Origin of the sequence: Flavobacterium sp., from assembly GCF_031381455.1 — a bacterium.
Taxonomy (GTDB): Bacteria; Bacteroidota; Bacteroidia; order Flavobacteriales; family Flavobacteriaceae; genus Flavobacterium.
Map to the genome: position 1 here is coordinate 65,258 of NZ_JANMXZ010000025.1, position 25,398 is coordinate 90,655.

The following is a 25,398-nucleotide window of genomic DNA, read 5'->3' on the forward strand; positions in this document are numbered from 1 at the left end:
ATACTGTTTTGGTTTGTCAAATTTTGTGCCTTGTTATTTAAAGTGACATAGTGTCGGTAAGCTGAAACCCTAGCCCGGATAGCAGTGGAAATCCTTTTTTGTTTTGTGCTTCGACAAGCTCAGCATGACAAAACAAAAAAGATTGCAACGTATAGCCGGATTAGCTTCTAAATAAAAAAGCGCCAAATTACTTCGACGCTCAAATATAGTAAAATATATTATTAGTGTTTTAATTCACCATACATTGCTTTGATGAATTCATCATAGCTTACCTCTTTTGTTTTTGCTTTTACTTTATCTTTGAACAAGTCTAGCATTTTTTCATTCATCACTTGCTCTGACAAACGTTTTACTTCGTCTTGATTTGACATTACACGAGCTACAATCCCTTGAACATCTTCATCGGTTGGATTCATTTGCCCAAATTGTGCCATTTGTTTTTTGATAACATTTGTAGTGTAGTCTTTCAAATCTTCGAAAGTAATTTGCAAATTATTTTGAGCCATTACTTTACCTTCGATTAGTTGGTAACGCAAACCGTTTTCAGATTTTGTGTATTCTGCTTCCGCTTCTTCGGCAGACATTGGGTTTTCACCTGCAATTTGTATCCATTTTTTTAGGAAAGAAGCAGGCAAATCGAATTTAGTGTTTGCAATTAAAGATTCGGTAACATCGTTTAGGAATTTTTGATCAGCTTGTTGTTTGAACTGTTGCTCTGCATCTTCTTTGATTTTTACTTTTAGTTCAGCTACCGAAGTAATTACCTTTGGCCCGAATAATTTATCGAATAATTCCTGGTCTAAAGTTGCCAGTTCGTGACCTACAACTTCATCAATAGTGAAAGTTACTTCGATATCTAAACCGTGAACATCATCATGACCAATTGCCAAGACATCCATTAGTTTGTGATCGTCATTGAATAAACCTTTCGTTTTCAACGTCACAACATCACCAACTTTTTTACCAACAAATGCTTTTCCTGTTTTCTTGTCAGCGAAAGTGTCTAAAGACAAAGTCGTTCTGTTGTTGATTCCATTTTCATCGTTAGTGAAAAATCCGGAAACGTCATTTCCTTCTTCAACAGTGTCTTTTGCTATTAGTTTTCCGTATTGTTTTTGGATACGCGTTATTTGGTCATTCAACATTTTATCGTCGGCAACGATTTTGTATTGCACTAAATCATTTTTGGCCGCTAAATCAACTTTGAATTCCGGAGCCAAACCTAATTCGAATTCGAATTTATAATCTTCTAAATCCCAATTGAAATCTTCGGTTACTTTTGGAAGTGGATTTCCAAGAATGTCTAATTTTTCCTGAGCTAAATATTTGTTCAAATTGTCTTGCAACAATTTGTTTACTTCTTCCAATAATACTGCTTTTCCATATTGTTTTTGGATTAAACTCATTGGTACAGTTCCTTTTCTGAAACCAGAAATTGAAGCGTTTTTACGGTAATCCGCTAATACTTTATTTACTTTTTCAGCATAATCATTTTTTGCTACCTCTACAGTAACAACTGCATTTAATGCATCTATGTTATTTCTTGTAATATTCATTTTTATACAAACTAAAATTGGGTTGCAAAATTATAACATTTCTGCAACCCAACCAATTTTATTTTACTGATTTTAACAGTCTTATTTCGTATCGCCGGTGATTTGATAAACTAGTGATTGCGAAAGTGACAAAATGATGCTGAATAGCATTGCTGTCCAAAAAGAACTGACATTAAAGCCATCTACAAAATGGTCGCAAAGCAATATAATTGCGGCATTGATTACCAGTAAAAACAATCCGAGTGTGAAGATTGTCACTGGCAAAGTGAATAACACCAAAATCGGTTTTACAAAAAAATTGAGTAAGCCTAAAACGATGGCAACTGTTAATGCTGTAGTGAATTCGTCAACCTGCACGCCTTTCATAATTTTGGCGATGACCAAAACTAAAATGGCTGTGATAAGTATTCTAAATAATAGTTTCATATATGTATTTTTTAATTTTAAATTTTTCAGTTTCTCAAAAACCTTGCCGTTTCCTCAAAAAACAATTTTGGGTTTTCGGCATGCAACCAATGACCAACATTCGGAATTGTTGCTAATTCAAAAATAGGAAAATGCTTTTTTATTTCGGACAAATCAGTATCTAAAATGTATTTTGAATTTCCACCACGAATAAAAAGTGTTGGTTTATCGAAATGATTTCCTTGTGGCAAAGCTTCGCCAATAGATTCTATTTTGGCATTAAATACCGGTAAATTAAATCGGAACGCTAATTGTCCTGGCTCAACCCAATAGAGGTTCTTCATTAAAAATTGCCGTGTGCCAAAATCAGGAATAAACGGATATAGAATTTCTTCAACTTGAGTTCTGTCGGGTTTTGTTGAAAAATCTACTGCGTTCAGTCCGGCTAAAATATCGTCGTGATGTGGCGCGTAATATTTCGGACCAATATCGGCTACAATTAATTTCTCAACTATTTCAGGATAAGTGGTTGCAAAAAGCATCGCTGCTTTTCCGCCCATCGAATGTCCTATGATAGATATTTTTGACAAATTATGGTGTTGGCAATATTCTAAAATATCATTAGACATTACCGAATAATTAAACTCATCGGAATGAAAACTCTTTCCATGGTTTCTCAAATCGAGCATGTGCACCTGAAAACCTTCGGCAGTGTAAAGCGAACCAAATGATTTCCAATTGTCGGACATTCCTAGAAAACCGTGTATGATGATAAGTGGTTTACCTTGTCCTTCTATTCTTGATTTGAGCATAAATTGTTACACAGAGATTCACAGAGAAACGCAGAGATTACTTCGTCAGTTCGCCCTTTAGGCTCGAGTCACAAAGCATTTTTCTTAAATCTGTTTAGATTAATTATTTTAGTTTTTGCAGATACATATTAACAACATTATCTAAACCAAGATAAAGAGCTTCTGAAATCAAGGCATGGCCAATTGAAACTTCCAACAATCCAGGAATATTATCTTTAAAGAATTTGATGTTATCCAAACTCAAATCGTGTCCGGCATTGATTCCGAGACCTAATTCATTACATAAAATCGCGGCTTTTGTATAAGGTTCAATCGCTTTTTGATTTCCTAAACCATATTGGTATGCGAAAGCTTCAGTATATAATTCGATTCTATCCGTTCCTGTTTTTTTGGCACCTTCAATCATTTCCAGAATTGGATCAACAAAAATCGAAGTCCGGATTCCGTTGCGTTGAAATTCCTGAATTACTTCCGTTAAATACGATTGATTTTTAACTGTATCCCAACCGGCAGAAGACGTAATCGCACCAATAGCATCGGGAACCAAAGTCACTTGCTCGGGTTTACATTCGAGAACCAAATCAATAAAATTGTGCTGTGGATTGCCTTCGATATTGAATTCGGTGTAAACAATCGGCTTCAAATCGCGTGCATCCTGATAACGGATATGCCGTTCATCCGGTCTTGGATGAATGGTTATCCCTTGGGCACCAAATCGTTGAATGTCTTTGGCAACTTGCAATAAATCGGGAACATTTCCACCACGGGCATTTCGCAACGTTGCTATTTTATTGATGTTTACGCTTAATTTTGTCATGCTTTATTTTTTAACCGCAAATTCGCTAATTGGTTTTATTTTTAAATTAAAAAAATTGTGAATTTGCGGTAAATTAATTTTTACACAAAAATACAAAGTTAACCAAGCTATCATGTCCCAAAATTTGATTATTTTGCAGTCGCTAAAAGATACAGCAAACATGAGACAACTTTCTGAGTATATCAATAACGATTTTAAACCTTTTTCGAGTACGGAATCTGTAGCAGAAATTCAGGATTTCTTTGCTGACAATACTTATTCGCATTTTCCAGTTATGGATAATGACATTTATATAGGTTCTATTTCGGGTGTTGATGCGGAAACTTTTGAAACTCAAAAAACTATTATTGAGTATCGCTATGCATTTGAAGGTTTTTTTGTGCGGCAATCGATGATTTGGTTGGATGTACTAGAGGTTTTCGCCAGAAATAATTCGAATATTGTTCCTATTTTGGATGAAACCAACAATTATATTGGTTATTACGAAATTACAGATGTCATTAAGTTTTTAAATGAAACTCCTTTTCTTAAAGAAACTGGTGGAATTATTGTGGTTGAAAAACCAACTGCGGATTATTCGATGAGTCAGATTACTCAAATTGTAGAAAGCAATAATGGTAAACTCCTTGGTGTTTTTGTTTCGGAAGCCGATGCAGAAAAAGTGCAGGTAACCATAAAAACAACGCTTGGCGCTATGAATGAAATCATTCAATCGTTTCGCAGGTATAATTATGAAATTGTATCCGAACATCACGAAGACAATTACTTGAACACTTTAAAAGAGCGTTCTGAATATTTGGATAAATATTTAAATATGTAATTTAAAGTACGAAGTTAGAGACACAAGGTACAAAGTAAAATCTAAACCATATGAAAGTTGCCATCTTCGGACAATATTATCAAAACGACACACGACCAATCATTAAGGATATTTTTGTTTTTTTCAACAGAAACAATGTCGAGTTGGTTATTGAGAAAAATTTTTTAAAGATATTATACGAAGAAAAAATTCTTGAAAAACAATATAAAACGTTCGCTTCACACAAAGATTTAGACAGCAGTTTTGACATTCTTATCAGTATTGGTGGAGATGGAACCATTTTAAGAGCGACTACTTTTGTTCGTGATTCCGGAATTCCAATTCTTGGTGTCAATGCGGGAAGACTGGGGTTTTTGGCCAAAGTGCAGAAAGAAAAAATTGAATTATTTCTTCAAATTGTTTTAGAAAAAAAATATACCCTTTCCGAAAGAACATTGTTGAGTATTGAATGTCCTGATATTGACATAAATTTTGCTATGAATGAAATAGCGATTAGCCGAAAGGCAACGACTTCGATGATTACGATTGAAACCTCTTTAAATGGTGAATATTTAAATTCTTATTGGGCTGACGGTTTAATTATTTCAACTCCTACAGGATCTACAGGATATTCTTTAAGTTGTGGTGGCCCAATCTTAACACCCGAAGTAAAAGGATTGGTTATCACACCAATTGCTCCGCACAATCTTAACGCAAGACCGCTTGTGATTCCGGATGATACCGAAATAAAACTCAAAGTTTCGGGAAGAGAAGAGGAATATTTGGTTGCTTTAGACTCCAGAATTACCACTATCAGCAATAATTCTGAATTGGTAATTAAGAAAACCCCATTCAAAATTAACATGGTTGAAATTCCGGAAGAAACATTTCTTAAAACACTTCGGACCAAATTACTTTGGGGAGAAGACAAGAGAAATTAGAAAAAATGCACATCTGTTTATACTACAATTCTAAAAATCCCGTTTTAGAATAGAAACCATTGCAAGACTAATAATAATCAGTACTTTATTTAATTTAACAGAAATATAAAATTCATGTTAGATAAGTACTGAGAATTGTTATATTTGCACGCTATTTTCAATTTGATGAAAAGGATTTTAGTATTATTTTTTTGTTTGATTTTTCAGAATGTTTTGACTGCGCAAATTCATGAAATTGGTGTTTTCTTAGGTGGAAGTAATTTCATAGGAGATGTGGGTAAAACCACTTATGTTTCTCCGAATAAATTAGCCATTGGTGTTTTATACAAATGGAATAAAAGCCCCAGACATTCCTATAGATTCTCCTATACACAGTCTACTATTTCTGGAAATGATTTAGATTCGGATGTTAAAGGAAGAGTGGAAAGAGGTTATAAATTTAAAAATCAAATAAAAGAGTTTTCAGCCGGATTAGAATTCAATTTTTTTGATTTTAACCTACATGATGTGTTGACTAAAAAAGTGACTCCATATGTCTATACCGGTATTACTTATTTTATTTACGATGAATTGTATGTTGTTAGTGGAGAAACAAAAAAAGATTATACGGCAGGTACGTTCTCCATCCCAATGATAGTTGGAGTTAAAAGTAATGTGTTTGAAAATATAGTTTTAGGATTTGAAGTTGGGGCAAGGTATACTTTCACTGATAATTTAGATGGAAGTTTGCCAAAAAATGAAAATTTAGAACCCTTGAAATTTGGTAATATAAATAGTAAGGATTGGTATGTGTTTACTGGATTTACAATTACATATACTTTTGGAGAAAAACCGTGTTATTGCAAAGAATAAAAAATGAGCTTATTAGAAACCATTAATAAAGACAACTTACCTAAACATCTGGCCATAATTATGGATGGAAATGGTCGTTGGGCGAAACAACAAGGTTTACTAAGGGCATTTGGTCACGAAAAAGGAACAAAATCAGTACAAATTACTGTTGAAACCTGTGCCAAACTAGGAATTGAAAATCTAACATTATATGCCTTTTCCACTGAAAATTGGAACCGACCAAAGTTAGAAATCGATACCTTGATGAAGTTATTGGTCAATTCCCTAAAAAAAGAACTGGCAACTTTAGAAAAAAACAACATTCGATTAAACTGTATCGGAAACATTGAATTGCTTCCAACAAAAGCTAAAAATGAGCTTTTATCAGTCATCGAAAAAACAAAAAAAAACACAAGAATGACCCTGACACTGGCGCTAAGCTATGGTTCGAGAGAAGAATTGTTAAATGTTGTTAAAATTATAAGTGAGAAAGTTAAAAATAATATAATTTCTATAGACACTATTGATGAATCAATTATAAATGAGCATCTTTACACGCACAATTTACCCGATGTAGATTTAGTGATTAGAACCAGCGGCGAGCACCGTATCAGTAACTTTTTGTTATGGCAAATAGCCTACGCAGAATTTTATTTTACCGATGTTTTATGGCCCGATTTTAAAGAAGACGATTTATATGCAGCCATTATTAGTTATCAAAAAAGAGAAAGACGATTCGGAAAAACAAGTGAACAAATTAAATAAAATTTCAGTGCAGATTAACCCTTCTAAAATATTCCTATTCATTTTATTATTTGGAACTATTTTTCAATTACAAGCCCAAGAAAGAATTCCCCTAGAACAAGGCAAAAAATATATTTTAGCTAATGTAAAAGTAAATGGCAAAATCAGCTACAACGAGCAAACGGTTGTCACATTTGCCGGTTTAGAAAAAGGTCAACAACTAACAGTTCCCGGAGAAGAATTGAGCAATGCCATAAAAAAACTAGGGAAACTTGGTCTTTTTAGCGATATTGATTTTTATGTAAATAAAGTGGAAGCAGATAGCATTTGGTTAGACTTAGATATTGTTGAACTTCCTAAACTTAGTGAAGCTAAAATTCAAGGTGTTAAAAAATCAAAAGTCGAAGGACTTATCAAAGACAATTCATTGACAAAAGGAAAAATTGTAAATGAAAACTTGATTACGACTACTAAAAATTACATCGAAAACAAATATAAAAAAGACGGTTATTTTAACACCAAAGTTTTTATAAAAACTATTCCCGATACAACCGAAGGCAATAACGTTAAAATGCTTGTCAATATTGACAAAGGTGATAAGTTGAAAATCTCAAGAATTACCTTTGAAGGCAATGAAAAGTTTTCGGATGCCAAACTGAGGAAAGCGATGAAAAACACGAAACAAATCAATCCGATTCGTATTTTCAAAGCATCAAAATATATAAAAGATAAATACAAAGAAGACTTAACTTCTATCATTGATAAGTATAAAGAAAAAGGATATAGAGATGCACGAGTTATAACCGATTCGGTGTTTTTAAATGCCAAAAAATCGAAGTTAGCAATCAATGTAAAAGTTGAAGAAGGCAGAAAATATCATTTTGGAAACATGAAATTCCTTGGAAATTCTGTTTATTCTGATCAAATGTTAGGAAGAGTTCTGGGAATCAAAAAAGGAGATACTTATAATGGTGTTTTACTGGAAAAAAGAATTGCCGATAAATCAAAACCTGATGGCGATGATCTTACCAACTTGTATCAAAATAATGGTTATTTATTTTCGAGTATTAACGCTGTTGAAGTAAAAACAGCTAACGACACTATTGATTTTGAAATTAGAGTTACTGAAGGTCCAATAGCTTACTTTAACAATATTACGGTTGTTGGGAATGACAAAACAAATGACAGAGTAATTTATAGAGAATTAAGAACACAACCAGGTCAAAAATACAGCAAAGAAGATTTGGTGAGAACCATTAGAGAAATTGGACAATTAGGATTCTTTGACCCTGAAGCTATTGATCCAAAATTCAAAAACGTTGATCCTGCTGCTGGAACAGTTGATATTGAATACAATGTTGTTGAAAAAGGATCGAGCCAAATTGAACTTCAAGGTGGTTATGGTGGTGGTGGATTTATTGGGACTTTAGGATTGTCTTTTAATAATTTCTCTGCAAGAAATATGTTTAAAAAAGAAGCTTACAAACCGCTTCCAATGGGAGATGGACAAAAAGTTGCCTTGCGTTTACAGGCAAGTTCGTTTTTCCAAACCTATAGTTTATCGTTTTCTGAACCATGGCTTGGCGGAAAAAAACCAATTCAATTTTCAAGTTCCTTGTCGCATAGTAAACAATTTCTATACTCAGGAAGATCAACTAACGTAGATAGAGATAAGAGTTTTAACATCACATCATTATCTGTTGGTATTGCAAAAAGATTGACAGTTCCAGATGATTTCTTTGTGTTTTCAAGTTCTGTAAGTTTTCAATATTATGATTTGAACAACTATAACACCGGATTGTTTACCTTCGGAGACGGTTCTTCAAGAAACTTAGCGTATACGCTTGGTTTGAGTAGAAATAATAAAGGAGTAAATCCAATTTTCCCAACATCTGGTTCTGAATTTAGTGTTTCAGCAAAATTCACTTTGCCTTATTCCTTATTTAATGGAATAAATTATGCCGATTTAGAAAATCAAAAAGATTATAAACTTACTTACAGAGATGATACTGGTATAAATACTATTCCAACCAGCAACGGACAACAACCAGCTCCAGGCGATTACTTAAGTGAAACAGCTCCTGGTTCCGGAGTTTATCAAACTGTTGGGAGTGATTACACGCTAGCAACCGCAGACAGAGCAAAAGTTGATCAGCAAAAATTTAACTGGCTCGAGTATTACAAAGTAAAGTTTAAAGCCGATTGGTATACAAGATTAGCTGGGTCACAATCAAAAGCATTAGTATTAAGAGCCTTGGGTGAGTTTGGTTATTTAGGTGCTTATAATAGTGGTCGTGGATTAGTACCTTTTGAGAGATTCTTTGTTGGTGGTGATGGACTAGCTAACTTTTCATTAGACGGCAGAGAAGTTGTTCAATTAAGAGGATATCCAAACCAATCTTTATCTTCACAAGATGGTGCAACAGTCTACAATAAATTTTCACTAGAATTACGATATCCATTGACATTAAAAGCTGCTGCATCAATTTATGCGCTGACTTTCTTAGAAGCTGGATCATCTTTTGACACTTTCAAAGAATACAATCCATTTGTGCTTCAACGTTCTGCAGGATTTGGTTTGAGAGTATTTATGCCCGCATTTGGATTATTGGGAATTGACTTTGCCCATGGCTTTGATGCAGTTCCTGGATTTACAAATCCTAATGGTTGGGAAACACATTTTATAATTGGTCAACAATTTTAATTATATTTGGTATAATATTTCTAAATCAAATGAAAGAATGAAAAAATATATTTTAATATCAATTCTTGTTTTATCTGCAGTATATCAGACAAATGCTCAATCTAAAGGTGTTAAAATTGGCTATATAGACATGGAATATATTCTACAAAATGTCCCTGACTATAGTGAAGCAAAAAGTCAATTAGAGCAAAAAGCACAAAAATGGAAACAAGATATTGAAGCCAAAAAAATTGAAATTGCAAAATTAAAAGATGCCTTAAAAACAGAAAGAGCCCTATTGACCAAAGAGTTAATAGACGAACGTGATGAAGAAATAAAATTTCAGGAGACTGAACTTTTAGACTTTCAACAAAAAAAGTTTGGACCAAATGGCGATTTAATTACACAAAAGGCGGTTTTAGTAAAACCAATTCAAGATCAAGTTTTTACTGCCGTTCAAGATATTGCCGAAGCTAAAAAATATGACTTTGTATTTGATAAAGCTTCCGATTTAACAATGCTTTTTTCTGCCAAGAGATATGATATAAGCGATCAAGTTATACGAGTTATTACTAGAGCGGAGAAAAGAGAACAAATGAGTGCAAAGCAAGTTAAACAACAAGAAGCTAAAGATGAATTAGAAGATGCTGCAATTGATGCAAATCCAACCTTAGTAGCTAGAAAAAAAGCATTAGAGGATAAAAAGAAAGCTAGAGAAGATTTGGTTGCACAAAGAAAAGCAGCCGCAGAAGCTAAAAAAGAAGAACAAGCATTAAAACGACAAGAGTTGTTGGATTTAAAAAATGGTAAAAAACCTAGTAATAGTTCAACACCAGCTCAAACCAATCCAAAAACAACAGATTCAACAGCTGTTTTAAATAGTAAAGAAGAAAAAGCTGCAGCAAGAGCAAAACTTTTAGAAGATAGAAAAAATGCAGCTGATGCTAAAAAGGCTGAACAAGACGCAAAAAGAAAAGAATTACTTGATGCTAAGAATGCCAAAAAAACTGGCACGGTTCCTGTTAAGGAGAAAGCCGGCGATGATAAAACAACATCTCCAACCGAGGTTAACATTACATCTGATTCAATTGCAGTAGATCCAAAAGTAGAAAAAGCTGCAGCAAGAGCAAAACTTATAGAAGACAGAAAAAAAGCTTTAGAAGACAAAAAGAAAAAAATTCTAGAAGATAGAGAAGCTGCAAAAAAAGCAAAAGAAGACGCAAAGAATAAACCAAAAACAGAATAATATAATAATAACAAATAATTAATTAATACTTTTTAAAATGAAACGATTGAAATCATTACTACTAGCTACTGTGTTGTGTTTAGGAACTAGTTATACCATCAATGCACAAGCTAAAACGGCACATGTAGATGTAAATGAACTAATTTCTAAAATGCCAGCGATGCTTGATGCTCAAAAACAATTAGAAAAATTGAGCGGAACTTACGATGCTGAATACAAAACAATGGCTGAGGAGTATCAAAATAAAATAAAAAAATACGATCAAGAAGCTGCAACTGTTGGAGATGCTGTTAATGCAACACGTCAAACAGAAGTTCAAGATTTAGTTAAACGTATTACAGATTATAGAGACAATGCTCAAAAAGAATTGCAAAAGAAAGAAGCCGATATGGTAAAACCATTGATGGATAAAATTAAAGCTTCGATTGCAAAAGTTGGTAAAGCAAAAGGATACCAATACGTTTTAAACCTTGCTGATTTACTTTTAGCTGATGGTCCAGATTTAACAGCTGATGTTAAAAAAGATTTAGGATTTTAAATTAATATCATAATACTTTCAAAAACTGCTCTCCCGAAGCTTCGGGATTTGAGCAGTTTTTTTTTACTTTTGTTTCTATGGAAAACAATAATCCTATAGGGCTTTTTGATTCGGGAATTGGAGGAACATCCATTTGGTACGCCATTCACAATTTGCTTCCAAATGAAGATACCATTTATCTTGCGGATAGTAAAAATGCGCCTTATGGTCAAAAATCTAAAGAAGAAATCATTGCGTTAAGCATTAAAAACACAGAGTTTTTGCTTAATCAAAATTGCAAAATTATAGTTGTAGCTTGTAACACCGCAACAACCAATGCTATTAAAGAACTAAGAGCAAAATACGATGTTCCTTTCATTGGCATTGAGCCAGCCATTAAACCTGCAGCCATAAATTCTCAAAAACACGTTATCGGAATTTTGGCTACGCAAGGAACTTTAAATAGTGAATTGTTTCACCAAACTGCTGAGAAATTCCATGACACCAAAATCATTGAACAAATTGGACACGGTTTAGTTCCGCTAATTGAAAATGGTGAGATAAATTCGCCCGAAATGAACGAATTGCTTCATATCTATTTAGAACCTATGATAGCTGCCAATATTGATTATTTGGTCTTGGGCTGCAGTCATTATCCCTATTTGATTCCACAGATAAAAAAAATACTTCCAAAAGAAATCAAAATAATCGATTCCGGCGAAGCTGTAGCGCGTCAAACAAAAAATGTTTTATCGGAAAGAAACGGGTTGAAAAATGAAAAGAATAATGCTAAAGCCGTTTTCTACTCTAATGCAGATCCAAAAGTATTGAAGGACATTTTAAATAATAAGTACGCCGTAATTACTAAAGATTTTTAAGAGCCAAACTTTTAGGAATTTTAAATCATGCCTGCCTGCCGGTAGGCAGGTTCCTGCTGTCCGCGCTACATGCTAGCTAGCTACCATCAGTCCCGAGACTTCGGGATAGACTCAAACTAAAGGCTTTCTTTACTCTTCCTTAAACCAACCGGAATACATCACGTAGTTATTGGAAATACGCTCAATTTCACCGGCAAAATCAGATTGGTTAATGTCTTTTACTTTCTTAGCAGGAACACCTGCATAAATTGTCCCCGATTCCACTACAGTGTTTTGAGTAACCACTGCTCCGGCAGCAATAATTGAATTGCTTTCAATAACACAATTGTCCATCACAATGGCTCCCATTCCGATTAGTACATTATCATGAACTTTGCATCCATGAACAATCGCATTATGACCAATAGAAACATTATTCCCAATTTCTGTTGGATGCTTTTGATACGTACAATGAATAATGGCACCGTCTTGAATGTTAACCTTATCCCCTATTTTGATATAATGAACGTCGCCTCGAATAACTGCATTGAACCAAACACTGCAAGATTTACCTAAAACAACATCACCAACAATTGTTGCATTTTCAGCCACAAAACAATCTTCGGGAATTTGTGGGCTTTTACCGTTTACAGATTTTAGTATCATGGTTAAAAAATTGTCCCGTCTGGTTAGAAAACGAGACGGGACAGTTATTTGTATTAATTAATAGCAGGACAATTACAATGATATTTCTCTGGTTTACAGAATAAATTAAGTCCTAAAGTTATTTGGTGAAATCCACCTGCATCAAATTTAACATCACCTAATAAATGAGAATAGGTATATGAAAATACATAATTTTTAAAATTAACTCCAATTATTGGTGTTACATATTGCAACTTTTGGTCAGCTACACCATTCCCTTGAACATATTGTGCTCCATCAAGACTTCTTCTATATGAAATTCCACCCCATAATCTTCCAAAATCTAAATCTTTATAGGCTTTAATATTTAAATCAATTGTTTTTTCTTGAGTCAAGGTAACCAGTTGAAACATAAAAGAGGGTTCCCATAGAATTTGTTCTGCATCACCAAAAGTATACCCGGAATTTAAAATAAACCGTCTCAGATTTACCGGTTCGAAATCAGTATATAACTTTCTGTCACTGGCTAATGCGTTTTTTACTGTCGCATGTACATAGAAATCAAGAAAATTATAAGATGCTCCAATATCAACGTTAAAATAGGTTGACTTTTGAATAGAACCAAAAATCAAAGGGTCAAAATCAGGATTATTGTCATAAAACGTACTTTCATCCAAATTACTTTGAATAAAACCAGCACTCATTCCAAATGAAAGTTGGTTTAAATCAACATTGTCACGTGAAAACATAATATGGTGCGCGTAGGTCAATTTCATACCTGTTTGAGAATGATAACCGTTTTTATCGTTAAAAACAATAATTCCTCCACCAGATCTTTCACCTAAAGCTCCATTGAAACTTAATGTTTGTAGAGCTGGCGCGTCTTTTTGTCCCAACCATTGTTGTCTTGCTGTTAATCTTAATTTTGCGCAATTTGCAGCTCCAGCCATTGAAGGGTGAAGCAGATAATAATTATCAGATAAATAATCCGAATATACCGGTAATCCTTCTTGTGAATGTGCAAATTGTGCAACTACTAGTAGTGCTAATAAATAAATCTTTCTAAAATTCATTGTCAACTATATTTATTGATGTGAAATGGGCTCTAAATGTTGTGCTGCAAGATTTTCTAAATGCTTGATCTATAATCAATCTATCCTTGCTTTCTGCTTTTTTAACTGATTTGGTTAATAATTTGACACGGCGTTCAAATATATAAATTTATGTAATACGTTCTCTATCTATTAGAACAATATTCGAATATCATTACTCCCTTTTCATGTTGGGAAAGGAATAATATACAAAGGTTTTAATTCCAAATCTACTTCAATATGTTAATTAATTGTTTAATTGTTCAAATATAGCTATTCACAGAAAATAACTTTGTTAAATTTGCATAAAAATATACTTTCCCAATGAAAATCAACATAAAAGAAACTCAAAATCCATCTATATTAAAATTTGAATTTCCCGAATTTATAACTCAAAATGAGAACTTTGAGTTCAAAAATATTGATGAGGCTAAAAATTCTCCTTTGGCGCAACAATTGTTTTACCTGCCTTTTGTGAAAACCGTTTATATCTCTGGAAATTTTATTGCGATTGAACGATTTAGCATTGTTGAATGGTCAGATGTTCAGGAAGACGTTGCTGAACAAATAGAAAATTTTGTCAATAACGGGGGTGTAATTGTGTTGCCAAATGAAAATCCGACCAAAAAACAACCCATATCTGTTTATGGTGAAACTACACCAAATCCGGCTTCGCTGAAATTTGTAGTGAATAAAGCGTTGACCAAAACAGCAGCCGAATTCAAAAACATTAACGATGCAAAGCCTTCGCCATTAGCACAGGAATTATTTAAGTTTCACTATGTAAAGGAAATTTTTATAGCCGAAAATTATATATCTGTTACCAAATACGATAGCATTTCTTGGGATGAAATCACATTGGAATTGCGTACCTTCATCAAACAATTTATCGAAAATGGTGGAACCGTGATTGATGAAAGCCAAATTACTGCTACTGAAAAACAGGAAAAACAACAAATCAAAAACTTCGACAATCTTGATACGACTTCACAGCAAATTATAAATATTCTCGAAGAATATGTAAAACCAGCTGTTGCTGCCGATGGCGGAAATATCCTTTTTGATTCGTATGATGAAACCGAAAAGCGTGTAAAAGTAGTGCTTCAAGGTGCTTGCAACGGTTGCCCATCTTCTACATTTACTTTAAAAAGTGGAATAGAAAATATGCTGAAAGACATGCTCAATGATAAAGACATTGTGGTCGAAGCGGTAAACGGATAATTCACAAAGCGTTTCTTTTGAGACGCTTTTTTTATATTTGATATTAAGAAGAGAATGTCCACTGGACATTCGGTTTTTTTAATTATTTTAGGAGCTATTCCCGCTTTCCGTTGCAATCTTTTTATTGCTTTGTCTTCCTGAGCGCTCCCGAAGTTTCGGGAGAAGGACTTTTCACGAAGCAATAAAAAAGGATTTCCACTGCAATCGGGGCTAAAAAACCTGCCATGAACGAACTACATCTCGAAACCAGTCCATACTTACTGCAACACGCCAACAATCCTGTGCATTGGAAAGCGTGGAATGCCAATTCTTTGGCTTTGGCAAAAAAAGAAAACAAACTCATAATCATTAGCATCGGTTACTCTGCTTGTCATTGGTGCCACGTAATGGAACACGAAAGTTTTGAAGACAATGAAGTAGCTTCAACAATGAACGCTCATTTTATAAGTATAAAAATTGACCGCGAAGAACGTCCCGATATTGATGCCGTTTATATGAAAGCGGTACAAATTATGACTGGTCAAGGCGGTTGGCCAATGAATGTCGTGACTTTGCCCGACGGAAGACCCATTTGGGGCGGAACTTATTTTAGAAAAAATGATTGGATAAATTCACTGGAACGACTTCAGGAAATTTATAACGAACAACCACAAACTATTTTAGATTATGCCGAAAAACTAAATGATGGCCTACAATCAATGAGTATCATTTCAAAAAATGAATCGGAAACCAACTTTAATTTCGAAGTTCTTGAATCTTTAGTTTCCAAATGGCAAAAAAGTTTCGATTGGGATTTTGGCGGAATGGCTCGCGCGCCCAAATTTATGATGCCAACCAATTATGAATTTCTATTGCGATTTGGGTATCAAACTAAAAACCAAACGCTATTGGATTTTGTGAATCTAACGTTGACGAAAATGGCTCATGGCGGATTGTTCGATACTATTGACGGTGGATTTTCACGCTATTCTGTCGACATGAAATGGCATGTTCCACATTTCGAAAAAATGCTTTATGACAACGGGCAATTAATGTCTCTTTATGCAAATGCCTATAAACTAACCGGAAATAAACTCTATAAAGAAGTCATTGAAAAAACATTAAAATTCGTCGAAAAAGAATGGCTTACAAAAGAGGGAAGTTTTTATTCAGCGCTTGACGCAGATAGTTTAAATAGTGAAAATCATCTCGAAGAAGGCGCCTTTTATGTTTGGACAAAAACCGAATTACAAACCTTACTACAAGACGATTTCGAATTGTTTTCATTGGTTTTCAACATCAATGAATTCGGATTTTGGGAACATGAAAATTATGTTTTAATCCAAAATCACTCATTGGAAGAAATAGCTTTTCAACAAAATATTGATTTAGAAAGTTTAATACAAAAGAAAAAACATTGGGAACAAATCCTTTATATCGAAAGAGAAAAAAGAAGTAAACCAAGATTAGACGATAAATGTTTAACCTCTTGGAATGCCATTATGCTCAAGGGTTTTGTTGAAGCGTATAAAGCAACTGGAACTATACATTATTTAGACATTGCTTTGCAAAATGCTGATTTTATTATCAATAAAATATGGAGTTCGGGAGGAAATTTAAAACACAGCTACAAAGACGGAAAAGCTACAATCAATGGTTTTCTCGAAGATTATGCACATGTTATTCAGGCGTTTATTTCTTTATACGAAGTTACGTTTAATGAGAACTGGTTGCAAAACGCTAAGCAATTAACGGATTATACTTTTGATAATTTTTATGATGAGAAAGCGCAGTTTTTCTCGTTCACTTCACATCAAGATGAAGCTTTAATTACTACTCATTTTGAATTAGAAGACAATGTGATTCCGGCGTCAAATTCAGTCATGGCGAATGCTTTATTCAGATTGAGTATTTATTTTGAGAATAGTTACTATGAAAAAATCTGCCAGCAAATGGTTCAGAATATTATTCCAACAATTACTTATCCGTCGGCATTTTCTAATTGGCTGAACGTACTTTTACATTTTTCAGAACAAAATAAAGAGCTGGCAATTTGCGGAAATAATGCTTTGGACTATTTGGAAAAAATAAATCAAAGGTATTTACCAAACATCATTATTGCCGGAAGTTCTTCAGTTTCTAAACTTCCATTTCTAGAAAATCGCTTTTCAGATAACGAAACGCTATTTTATTTATGCCAGAACAAAACCTGCCAAAAACCAACGACTAGTTTTGAAGAAATCACTAAAGAAATTGGACTTTAATCGTATAAAAATCGTAATATTGTTATTATTAATTCTTAAAATTCAAAGTCATGGCATTAGGAGATTTTTTTAAAAAATTATTTGGTTCATCACCAAAAGAAGTGGCAGATAAAGCAGAAACTTTTGCTGAAGAAACACTGGAAAAAGCAAAAGTAGCCGCAGCTCCACTAGTTGACAAGGTGGAAGATTTTGTGGATACAGCAAGAGAAAAAGTAAACGAACATATTCCGGCTGCAAAAGAAACGTTTGAAAATGCGGTAGAAACGGTAAAAGAAAAGGCAAGTGAATATGCTGAAAAAGTAGAAAATTTTGCTCACGATACCGTTGAAACGGTTAAAGAAAAAGTAAGCTCATTTAGAAATGATGCTTCTGATGATGCCGAAGAAATAAGAACTAAAGCAGAAGATGTCGTAAAACCAGCTGATGAAAATGCCGATTAATTTTTAAAATTACTATTTTTGTCAAAATAATTTATCCCGTCCCGAAGCTTCGGGAGTCGGGATTTTTTTATCAAATTATGGAAAAGAAAGAACTGCGCTATATCCATTCCTTCGCGGAATATTTTGATCAATTTATCAAACTTTTAATTGACTATTCGCCAAAGTTAATTTCAGCTTTGGTCATTCTTTTCATTGGACTTTATGCTGTTCGACTTATCAATCGTTTGGTGAGAAAGATTATGGTTAAGCGGGAATTGGACCCAACTTTAGCTACCTTTTTAGCCGATAGTTTGCTTTGGGCAATGCGCTTTTTACTTTTCGTAACCTTTATTTCAAAACTGGGAATTGAAACTTCTTCGTTTGTCGCTATTCTTGGAGCAATAGGTTTGGCGGTTGGTTTATCCTTACAAGGTTCGTTATCCAATTTTGCCGGTGGCGTGCTGATTATTTTATTCAAGCCATTCAAAGTTGGAGATTCGATAGAAGCGCAAGGAGTTGCCGGAACGGTAAGTGAAATTCAGATTTTTGTAACCAAATTAGTTACCGGAAACAATCAAACTATTTTTGTGCCGAACGGAATTTTATCTAATGGCGTTATCACTAATTTTTCATTGGGGAAAAACAGAAGAGCCAACTTGCTTTTCACTATTTCGTATCATACCAATATTAAAACGGCTAAAGAAATAGTGATGCAAGTTTTGGAAAACCATCCCAAAGTATTGAAAACTCCAGCTCCAGCAGTAGTTGTAAATCTTTTAACAGATACTACAATTCAGTTAGCCATACAACCGTGGGCAAAAAATGCTGATTATGGACAAATGTGTTCTGATGTTTTAGAAGAATGTAAAGAAGCTTTTGACCAAGCAGGAATTGCTATGCAGACTATTGTAAAAGAAGCTCCGAAGAAATGATTTACTTTGGTTTTGCTATCAAAAAATCCTTTAGATAAAAAGGTTCAAAATACGCCACATCTTCAAATTCATTTTTTACGAATTTTTCATAGCTCAAAGAACTCATTTCATTTGCCGAAGGGAAAACTATATCGGAAAGAAAATGGAAATTGTTTTTGGTTAAAACCGTTTTGCATTTTTCTTGGCAATCACCAATAAAACAAACAGCTTCGGTTATTTCAGCATAACTGCTTTCAGTAAGAATTTCAGCTTGTACTTCCATTATTTTGTTATGATTTGCATCAAAAACGGCACTATAAACTTCCATTCTTCGCGCATCCAACATGGGAACAATTAAACCATTGTCAACAGCAACTTGCTTAGCTAAAACCTGCAAAGTATCAACAGAAATCAACGGAATTCCAAGCGCATAGCACAAGCCTTTTGCGGTAGAAACACCAATGCGCAAACCGGTATAAGAACCTGGACCTTTACTCACAGCAACAGCTTTAATTTCTTGAACCGAAACGCCTGTTTCTTTTAGAATTTCTTCAATAAAAACATGCAATTTTTCGGCATGCGAAAAGCCTTGTTCTGCGATTTCTTTGCAAAAAATAGTTTCCCCATTTTTAGCTAAAGAAACCGAACAGTTTTTAGTTGCCGTTTCTATGTTTAAAATATATGTCAAGATGGTAAGTGAGTATTGATGTTAAATAGTTACCGCAGATTCGCAGATTATTTTTGCTGATTTGTGCTTTTCTAATTTGTGAATTTGCGGTTACTATTATTTTTTCTCTTTATCAGAATCTTTCGTCTGACTAACTTTATCACCAGAATTCAGGTCTTTCGTAACTGTGGTATATGGGCCAACAACGACTATATCGCCTTTCTTTAAACCAGAAGTAATCTCAATATTAGTGTCGTCCTGAATGCCTGTTTTTACAATTCTGATTCTGGCCTTGTTCCCAACTTTTACAAAAACACATTCGAATTTTTTGTCGCTTTTTGCGGTAACTTTTTTGTCTTCGCCTTCGTCTTTTACCTCATAGCTTTTGGTTGCCGCCGTATCCGATTTCACAACCACAGCGCTAATTGGCACACCAATAACTTTTTCTTTTCGTTTTGTAATAATATCAACAGTTGCCGTCATTCCGGGTCTGAATGGCGAATAGGTTTCCGGTTTCCCTTCCAACAAATCTTGGTAGGATTCTTTTAAAATTCTAACTTTTACTTTAAAATTTGTAACCTGATCAGCTGTAGTGGCTGCGCTCGCCGAGTTAGAAATACTGGTCACAATTCCTTTAAATTCCTTTTTCAGATAAGCATCAACCTGAATATTAGTGCTATCACCAATACTGATTTTTACGATGTCATTTTCATTCACATCCACTTCTACTTCCATATTATTAAGGTTGGCAACACGAAGAATTTCGGTTCCGGTCATTTGTTGTGTTCCTAAAACCCGTTCTCCCAATTCAACTCCAAGCGAAGAAATAGTACCGTCTGCCGGAGCATAAATAGTTGTTCTTCCAAGGTTGTCTTTTGCTTCCTTTACTGTTGCATTCGCGCTTTGTACATTATAATAAGCTGATTTTTTGTTGGCTTCTGCTCCTTCAAATGTAGCCACCGCTTTGTCCCAGTCTGATCTGGATATAATTCCTTTTTCAAACAAGGTTTTGCTTCTTTCATAACTTGCTTTTGCTTCTTTAAAAGTTGCATCTGCCTGGCTCAAACCCGCTTTGGTTCCAGATAAATTGGAAATCGTTCTGTTGTAACCCGAAGTGTATAAATCGGGATTTATTTTAACCAATAAATCTCCTTTTTTAACCACTTGTCCTTCTTTTACTGGCAAAGCAATAATTTCTCCTGATACTTCCGAAGATATTTTTACTTCAATTTCTGGTTGGATTTTTCCAGTTGCTGAAACAGTTTCAACTATTGTTATTTCATCAACTTTGGATGTTTCTATTTGTTTTGAATCATCATTACTGCCAATAATTCCTTTTGTCTTTAGGGTAACAAGCACTATGATTAATAAGATAACAACTCCAACTAGTATATAAATTTTCTTTTTTGACATGATTTATTGTTTTTGAATGATTGGGATTCCAAAGTATAACTCTACTACTTTCATTTTAAAAATATAATCGTATTTAGCACGAATAACATCAGATTGTGTGGCTACAAATATGGTTTGTGATTGATTAAAATCAAAAGCATTCATCAAACCGACAGCATATTTTTCCTTGGCATAATTAAAAGCTTCCTGTCTTGCTTCCAAAGTAGAAATTGCCGATTCATACGTTTTTAAAGCACCTTTAGCATCGGTAATTGCTTTGTAAACATTGGTTTCTAAATCCAGATTCGCTTGGTTGAAAGCATTTTTTGTTTTTTCATAATCTACTTTTGAACGTTGAACATTATTTCTGGCAGAAAAACCGTTTAATATTGGAACGTTTAATTGGAGTCCAAAGTTGTGCCCTTTGTTATTACTGAATTGTTCAAAAACAGGTAACGGACTTGCGATTATTGGCGTTCCGCTTCCATCAACACCAACAATTCTATCGGAATAACTGGCGTTTGTTCCAAAATTATAACCAAAAGTTACACTTGGTTGCAATGCGCCTCTTGCTATTTTAATGTCTCTTTGTGCAAGGTCTAAATTAGTTTGCGCAATTTTAATTTCGACTCTTACCTGCTTTGCTTTTTCAACAATCGCTTCGGAAGTTTCTGCCATTACTGGACTTGGCTTTGCATCAATATCAACATCGGCAATATCAAAATTTTGAAAATCTTCTAGTTGAAGTAATTGCGCCAGACTCAGTCTTGAAATCAACAAACTATTTTCGGCAGCAACCACTTTTTGATTATCGGCAGCAATTGTTGCTTTCATATCCAACAAATCTCCTCTTGGTATTGAACCGGTATTCACCAATTCATCCGTACGTTTCAACTGGGTTTCATCATAGGCCAACTGACCTTGTTGCACTTTTAGATTTTCTTTATTAAAAAGTATATCCAAATACGCATTGGCAACATATAATGAAATATCATCCTGCATTTTGGTCAACTGATATTGTCTTGCTAATTGCACCATTTTCGCATTGCGTAAACGATTTACATTTTGCAGACCATTATAAAGAGTAACACTTGAACTCAAACCGAATTGAGTATATTGTGTCGTTTGATTTTCTCTAACATTGGTAACCGGATTCGTATTGGCGCCGATACTCCAAGAATGAGAAATGCTGGTGTTTAGATTTGGTAGAAAATTTCCAATAGCAGACGACTTATCAATATTGGCCGTTTTTATATCCAACTCTGATTGTTTGATGGAAATATTGTTTTTCAAGGCATACTCAACGCATTCCTGAATTGTCCACTTTTTTTGCTGAGCAACGGAAGTAAAACCTAAAAAAAGGATAAAAAGTAATGTGAATGATTGTATGCTGTTTTTCATAGTAAAACGGGTTTATAACCCTCAAATTTTCTAATAGACAAAGATATAGTTTTTGCTTTTTGATTACTTATTTAGTAACCTACAACTTTAGACTTACCTTTTTTAATAATGTTACAATGTTTTACATTTTTTACTTTTATTTTTGCCAAAAATTAATCGCAGTTATGTCAAGAATAAAAGCAACACTTTCTATCCTATTTGTTTCCCTTATTTATACAAGTTGTTCGACTACTCAAAAAATTGAAGCCTTAAAACCACTTCCTTCAGATGATACTCCGATGGTATACAATACCAAAACATCGTTTGTCAATATGCCGTTGGAAATTTCATTAAAAGAAATAGAAACCCAATTGAATAAAACACTGAATGGTGAAATTTATAACGACTCGAATTTGGAAGATGACAAAACCGAAATGAAAATCACTAAAACGGCACCGATTCGTTTGATTGAGAAAAATGGTAAAATCCAAACGACATTGCCTTTGAAAATTTGGTCCCGATTCAAATACGGAACCGATTTTATGGGTTTAAATGATACTAGAGAAATTAATTTGAATGGAACAATTACACTGATTAGCGATGTGAAATTGTCTAATTGGAAAATGTCGACTACCTCTAAAATTGAGGATTTTGAATGGTCAGAAAGCCCATCTATACTAGTCGCTGGAAGAAATGTCCCAATTACGTATATCATTAATCCTACGCTTTCCATTTTCAAATCAAAAATTGCTAAAAAGATTGATGAAGCCATTGAAAACTCCTGTGATTTTAAGCCTTATGTGCTTGATGTTTTGGAAAAAATGAGCACGCCATTTATCACCAGCGAGCAATACCAGTCTTGGTTTAAACTTATTCCCATTGAAGTGTATGTTACCGATGCGGTTTTGGGAAAGAAAGAAATCAAAATGGATTTAGGGCTGAAATGTAATATGCAAACTATGGTTGGTTCAAAACCAAAAAGCAGTTTTGACAGAGATGCTATTCAGTTTAAGGCAGTGGCTAAAATTCCTGAAAAACTTACTGCAAACGTTGCCGCTATTTCGACTTACGAAAGCGCATCCCGAATTATTTCGAGTAATTTTCAAGGAAAAGAATTCGCAGCTGGAAGTAGAAAAATCGTAGTTCAAAATGTGGCGCTTTGGCAAAAAGACAGCAAGATTATTATTGCGCTTGAAATGACAGGAAGCATCAACGGAACAATATATCTTTCGGGAAGCCCAAATTATAATGCAGTAACCAAAGAGATTTATTTTGAAAAAATGGATTATGTTTTAAATACAAAAGGACTATTAACCAGAACTGCCAATTGGCTATTGCAAGGTGTTATTTTGAAAAAAATTCAGGACAACTGTCGCTATTCAATCAGAGAAAATTTGGAGGAAGGCAAAAAAAGTTTGCTGCCTTATCTGAATAATTATTCCCCGATGAAAGGTGTTTTCGTTAACGGAACTATGAATGATTTTGATTTTGAAAAAGTAGAAGTAACTGATAAAGCCATCATTGCATTTATTACAACTACCGGAAAAATGAATGTGAAAATTGACGGAATGGATTGAGAAAGTGATCAGCCTGCCTGCCGGCAGGCAGGTTTTTAGAGGTCAGTTGGCAGATTTTCTTCCTTAGAAATTGACTTCTTGTAATACATTTTATAAATCGCAAAACCTATAGCTGCCACAATTAGATACGGAATAGCCATTAGGAATACAATACCATCGTTTACTGCTTCAACTTTCGTTTTATTTCCTTCACTTTCTAAAGCGGCACGACACATGGCGCATTGTGAAAAACTATTTAGAGAATAGAAAATAGAGAATAGAAAAAAGAATGTCCTTTTACAGAAAACAAGTCTTTTCTCTTTGTTCTTTTTATTCCGCTTCGCTCCATACAGTTCGCCCGTTGGGCTCGAGTCTCTTTGTTCTTTAATTAGCATAATAAGGAGAAATCATTAAATACACTACAACTCCAGTTACAGCAACATACAACCACAATGGAAAAGTAATTTTAGCTATTTTTTTATGCTTGTCAAATCGTGCAGCAAGTGCTCTAACATATGTAATTAATACAAAAGGGATGATTATAATTGACAACGCAATATGGGTAAGCAAAATGAATAAATACACATCACGTCCTAAACCTGCATTTGTTTTTTCTGTTGCATCTAAAATTTTGTTCCCATCTATATCACCATAAACAGTTGAATCTGCAGTCATGTGATACGCCACATACATTACCAAGAAAATTACAGAACAAACAATTGCAGTAGTCATAAATCTTTCGTGCACCTTTTGGTTTCCGTTTTTGATTGCTATTACTCCCATCACTAAAAATAATGCAGTAAAACCATTTATGGAAGCATATATTGGTGGCAAAAATGAAAGCGGCTCCACTTCTATCCCAAAATCTTTTAGCTTGACTGTAAATAAAACAGCTACTGCTAAGGGAATTAGTATTGAAACCAGAATTATTGGAAATCTAAATCGTTGCTCTAGTGTTTTGTTATCTGACTTATTCATTTAAAAGTTTTTTTATGTCCTCTATAATGGCTTTTACCCCTTTTTTCTCTAAACCGTCATAATATAAAATTGGGTTTCCAAAATCATCTTTTCTGCAACGGATGTTTCCTTTTTTGTCAATCAAAGCAAAAAGTCCGGAATGTTCAAATCCGCCTTTGACATTTTTATTTTCGCCGGCATACAGATTAAACCCTTTGTTAGCAATATTAAAAATATAGTTTTTATCGCCAGTTAACAAATGCCAATTGGAAGATTTCACACCAATTATTTTGGCATGCTCTTTCAATACTTTTGAAGTATCATTTTCCGGATCAATAGAAATAGAAGCAATTCCGAAATTAGGATTTCCAAAAAATTTATTTTGAATATCAACCATGTTTCTATTCATAACTGGACAAATGGAAGGGCAAGTTGAAAAGAAAAATTCCACCACAAATACTTTACCTAAATAGGTTTTGTCGTTAATCTTTGCTCCGTTTTGATCGGTTAACTCAAATTTTGGAACCGGTCCAATTGTAACCAAACCTGTTTCACCATTTTTATGATTGGAAATAGCATCAATTCTGTCGCCTTGAACTATAGTACCGCTTTTTATTATGCTTATAATTTTCGGAATAAAGATGATTCCAAAGACCAAAACAACAAACGATAATCCGATGTATGACTTATTCTTCATTTGATAAAAAT

25 protein-coding genes are annotated in these 25,398 nt (G+C 34.0%); 13 read left to right on the top strand and 12 right to left on the bottom strand.

Annotated elements, in window-relative coordinates; translation table 11 throughout:
• Positions 1-221 precede the first annotated feature (221 nt).
• From tig to RMN97_RS06850, 4 genes are all read right to left on the bottom strand, one after another.
• On the bottom strand, positions 222-1,556 hold the full coding sequence (gene tig / locus RMN97_RS06835; protein ID WP_309613775.1) for a trigger factor: 1,335 nt from the start codon (positions 1,554-1,556) through the stop codon (positions 222-224).
• Between the two features lie 81 nt (positions 1,557-1,637).
• A complete protein-coding gene (locus RMN97_RS06840) occupies positions 1,638-1,982 on the bottom strand; it encodes a phage holin family protein (RefSeq protein ID WP_309613776.1) in 345 nt (114 codons plus the stop codon).
• A 26-nt stretch (positions 1,983-2,008) separates the two neighbouring features.
• Positions 2,009-2,773 (bottom strand): alpha/beta fold hydrolase, encoded by a 765-nt coding sequence (locus RMN97_RS06845; protein ID WP_309613777.1) that lies wholly within the window; start codon positions 2,771-2,773, stop codon positions 2,009-2,011.
• A gap of 103 nt (positions 2,774-2,876) precedes the next feature.
• Complete coding sequence (locus tag RMN97_RS06850) at positions 2,877-3,590, bottom strand: pyridoxine 5'-phosphate synthase (protein WP_309613778.1); 714 nt, start codon at positions 3,588-3,590, stop codon at positions 2,877-2,879.
• Between the two features lie 160 nt (positions 3,591-3,750).
• On the opposite strand from RMN97_RS06850, the gene RMN97_RS06855 reads away from it, so the two are divergent.
• The 8 genes from RMN97_RS06855 (at position 3,751) to murI (ending at position 12,229) form a co-directional block, all read left to right on the top strand.
• On the top strand, positions 3,751-4,410 hold the full coding sequence (locus tag RMN97_RS06855) for a CBS domain-containing protein (protein WP_309613779.1): 660 nt from the start codon (positions 3,751-3,753) through the stop codon (positions 4,408-4,410).
• A gap of 50 nt (positions 4,411-4,460) precedes the next feature.
• Positions 4,461-5,330, top strand: coding sequence for an NAD kinase (locus RMN97_RS06860; RefSeq protein ID WP_309613780.1), 870 nt, complete (start codon positions 4,461-4,463; stop codon positions 5,328-5,330).
• A gap of 165 nt (positions 5,331-5,495) precedes the next feature.
• The gene (locus tag RMN97_RS06865) at positions 5,496-6,182 is read left to right on the top strand and encodes a DUF6089 family protein (RefSeq protein ID WP_309613781.1); all 687 of its coding nucleotides are present in this window, start codon (positions 5,496-5,498) and stop codon (positions 6,180-6,182) included.
• Positions 6,183-6,185: 3 nt separating this feature from the next.
• Positions 6,186-6,926, top strand: coding sequence for an isoprenyl transferase (locus RMN97_RS06870; protein WP_309613782.1), 741 nt, complete (start codon positions 6,186-6,188; stop codon positions 6,924-6,926).
• Positions 6,859-9,609 carry a POTRA domain-containing protein gene (locus RMN97_RS06875; protein WP_309613783.1) on the top strand — a complete coding sequence of 917 codons (2,751 nt, stop codon included), beginning with the start codon at positions 6,859-6,861 and terminating at the stop codon, positions 9,607-9,609. Before RMN97_RS06870 ends, RMN97_RS06875 begins: the two co-directional genes overlap by 68 nt.
• 37 nt (positions 9,610-9,646) lie before the next feature.
• Positions 9,647-10,834 carry an OmpH family outer membrane protein gene (locus RMN97_RS06880; RefSeq protein ID WP_309613784.1) on the top strand — a complete coding sequence of 396 codons (1,188 nt, stop codon included), beginning with the start codon at positions 9,647-9,649 and terminating at the stop codon, positions 10,832-10,834.
• Between the two features lie 37 nt (positions 10,835-10,871).
• Complete coding sequence (locus RMN97_RS06885) at positions 10,872-11,372, top strand: OmpH family outer membrane protein (protein WP_309613785.1); 501 nt, start codon at positions 10,872-10,874, stop codon at positions 11,370-11,372.
• Between the two features lie 77 nt (positions 11,373-11,449).
• The gene (murI, locus tag RMN97_RS06890; protein ID WP_309613786.1) at positions 11,450-12,229 is read left to right on the top strand and encodes a glutamate racemase; all 780 of its coding nucleotides are present in this window, start codon (positions 11,450-11,452) and stop codon (positions 12,227-12,229) included.
• 129 nt (positions 12,230-12,358) lie between these two features.
• On the opposite strand, the gene RMN97_RS06895 is transcribed toward murI, so the two are convergent.
• Positions 12,359-12,874, bottom strand: a complete 516-nt coding sequence (locus RMN97_RS06895; protein WP_309613787.1) for a gamma carbonic anhydrase family protein — start codon at positions 12,872-12,874, stop codon at positions 12,359-12,361.
• Positions 12,875-12,927: 53 nt separating this feature from the next.
• The gene (locus RMN97_RS06900; protein ID WP_309613788.1) at positions 12,928-13,926 is read right to left on the bottom strand and encodes a type IX secretion system membrane protein PorP/SprF; all 999 of its coding nucleotides are present in this window, start codon (positions 13,924-13,926) and stop codon (positions 12,928-12,930) included.
• A 342-nt stretch (positions 13,927-14,268) separates the two neighbouring features.
• Here RMN97_RS06900 and RMN97_RS06905 point away from each other — a divergent pair, with 342 nt between their 5' ends.
• From RMN97_RS06905 to RMN97_RS06920, 4 genes are all read left to right on the top strand, one after another.
• Positions 14,269-15,165 (top strand): NifU family protein, encoded by an 897-nt coding sequence (locus RMN97_RS06905; RefSeq protein ID WP_309613789.1) that lies wholly within the window; start codon positions 14,269-14,271, stop codon positions 15,163-15,165.
• Between the two features lie 224 nt (positions 15,166-15,389).
• Positions 15,390-17,408, top strand: coding sequence for a thioredoxin domain-containing protein (locus RMN97_RS06910; RefSeq protein ID WP_309613790.1), 2,019 nt, complete (start codon positions 15,390-15,392; stop codon positions 17,406-17,408).
• Between the two features lie 50 nt (positions 17,409-17,458).
• Positions 17,459-17,848 (top strand): hypothetical protein, encoded by a 390-nt coding sequence (locus RMN97_RS06915; protein ID WP_309613791.1) that lies wholly within the window; start codon positions 17,459-17,461, stop codon positions 17,846-17,848.
• A 77-nt stretch (positions 17,849-17,925) separates the two neighbouring features.
• On the top strand, positions 17,926-18,759 hold the full coding sequence (locus RMN97_RS06920) for a mechanosensitive ion channel domain-containing protein (RefSeq protein ID WP_309613792.1): 834 nt from the start codon (positions 17,926-17,928) through the stop codon (positions 18,757-18,759).
• A gap of 1 nt (position 18,760) precedes the next feature.
• Here the strand turns inward: RMN97_RS06920 and tsaB are convergent, their stop codons facing one another.
• The 3 genes from tsaB to RMN97_RS06935 all read right to left on the bottom strand — a co-directional run bounded on the left by tsaB (position 18,761) and on the right by RMN97_RS06935 (position 22,198).
• A complete protein-coding gene (gene tsaB / locus RMN97_RS06925) occupies positions 18,761-19,426 on the bottom strand; it encodes a tRNA (adenosine(37)-N6)-threonylcarbamoyltransferase complex dimerization subunit type 1 TsaB (protein ID WP_309613793.1) in 666 nt (221 codons plus the stop codon).
• A 96-nt stretch (positions 19,427-19,522) separates the two neighbouring features.
• Positions 19,523-20,818, bottom strand: a complete 1,296-nt coding sequence (locus tag RMN97_RS06930; RefSeq protein WP_309613794.1) for an efflux RND transporter periplasmic adaptor subunit — start codon at positions 20,816-20,818, stop codon at positions 19,523-19,525.
• A gap of 3 nt (positions 20,819-20,821) precedes the next feature.
• Positions 20,822-22,198 carry a TolC family protein gene (locus tag RMN97_RS06935; RefSeq protein ID WP_309613795.1) on the bottom strand — a complete coding sequence of 459 codons (1,377 nt, stop codon included), beginning with the start codon at positions 22,196-22,198 and terminating at the stop codon, positions 20,822-20,824.
• 164 nt (positions 22,199-22,362) lie between these two features.
• Here RMN97_RS06935 and RMN97_RS06940 point away from each other — a divergent pair, with 164 nt between their 5' ends.
• Complete coding sequence (locus tag RMN97_RS06940) at positions 22,363-23,754, top strand: DUF4403 family protein (protein WP_309613796.1); 1,392 nt, start codon at positions 22,363-22,365, stop codon at positions 23,752-23,754.
• Positions 23,755-23,789: 35 nt separating this feature from the next.
• Here RMN97_RS06940 and RMN97_RS06945 read toward each other — a convergent pair whose 3' ends face one another.
• From RMN97_RS06945 to RMN97_RS06955, 3 genes are all read right to left on the bottom strand, one after another.
• Positions 23,790-23,969, bottom strand: coding sequence for a hypothetical protein (locus tag RMN97_RS06945; RefSeq protein WP_309613797.1), 180 nt, complete (start codon positions 23,967-23,969; stop codon positions 23,790-23,792).
• 148 nt (positions 23,970-24,117) lie between these two features.
• Positions 24,118-24,711 carry a DUF420 domain-containing protein gene (locus tag RMN97_RS06950; RefSeq protein ID WP_309613798.1) on the bottom strand — a complete coding sequence of 198 codons (594 nt, stop codon included), beginning with the start codon at positions 24,709-24,711 and terminating at the stop codon, positions 24,118-24,120.
• On the bottom strand, positions 24,704-25,387 hold the full coding sequence (locus RMN97_RS06955) for an SCO family protein (RefSeq protein ID WP_309613799.1): 684 nt from the start codon (positions 25,385-25,387) through the stop codon (positions 24,704-24,706). Before RMN97_RS06955 ends, RMN97_RS06950 begins: the two co-directional genes overlap by 8 nt.
• Positions 25,388-25,398: the final 11 nt, after the last annotated feature.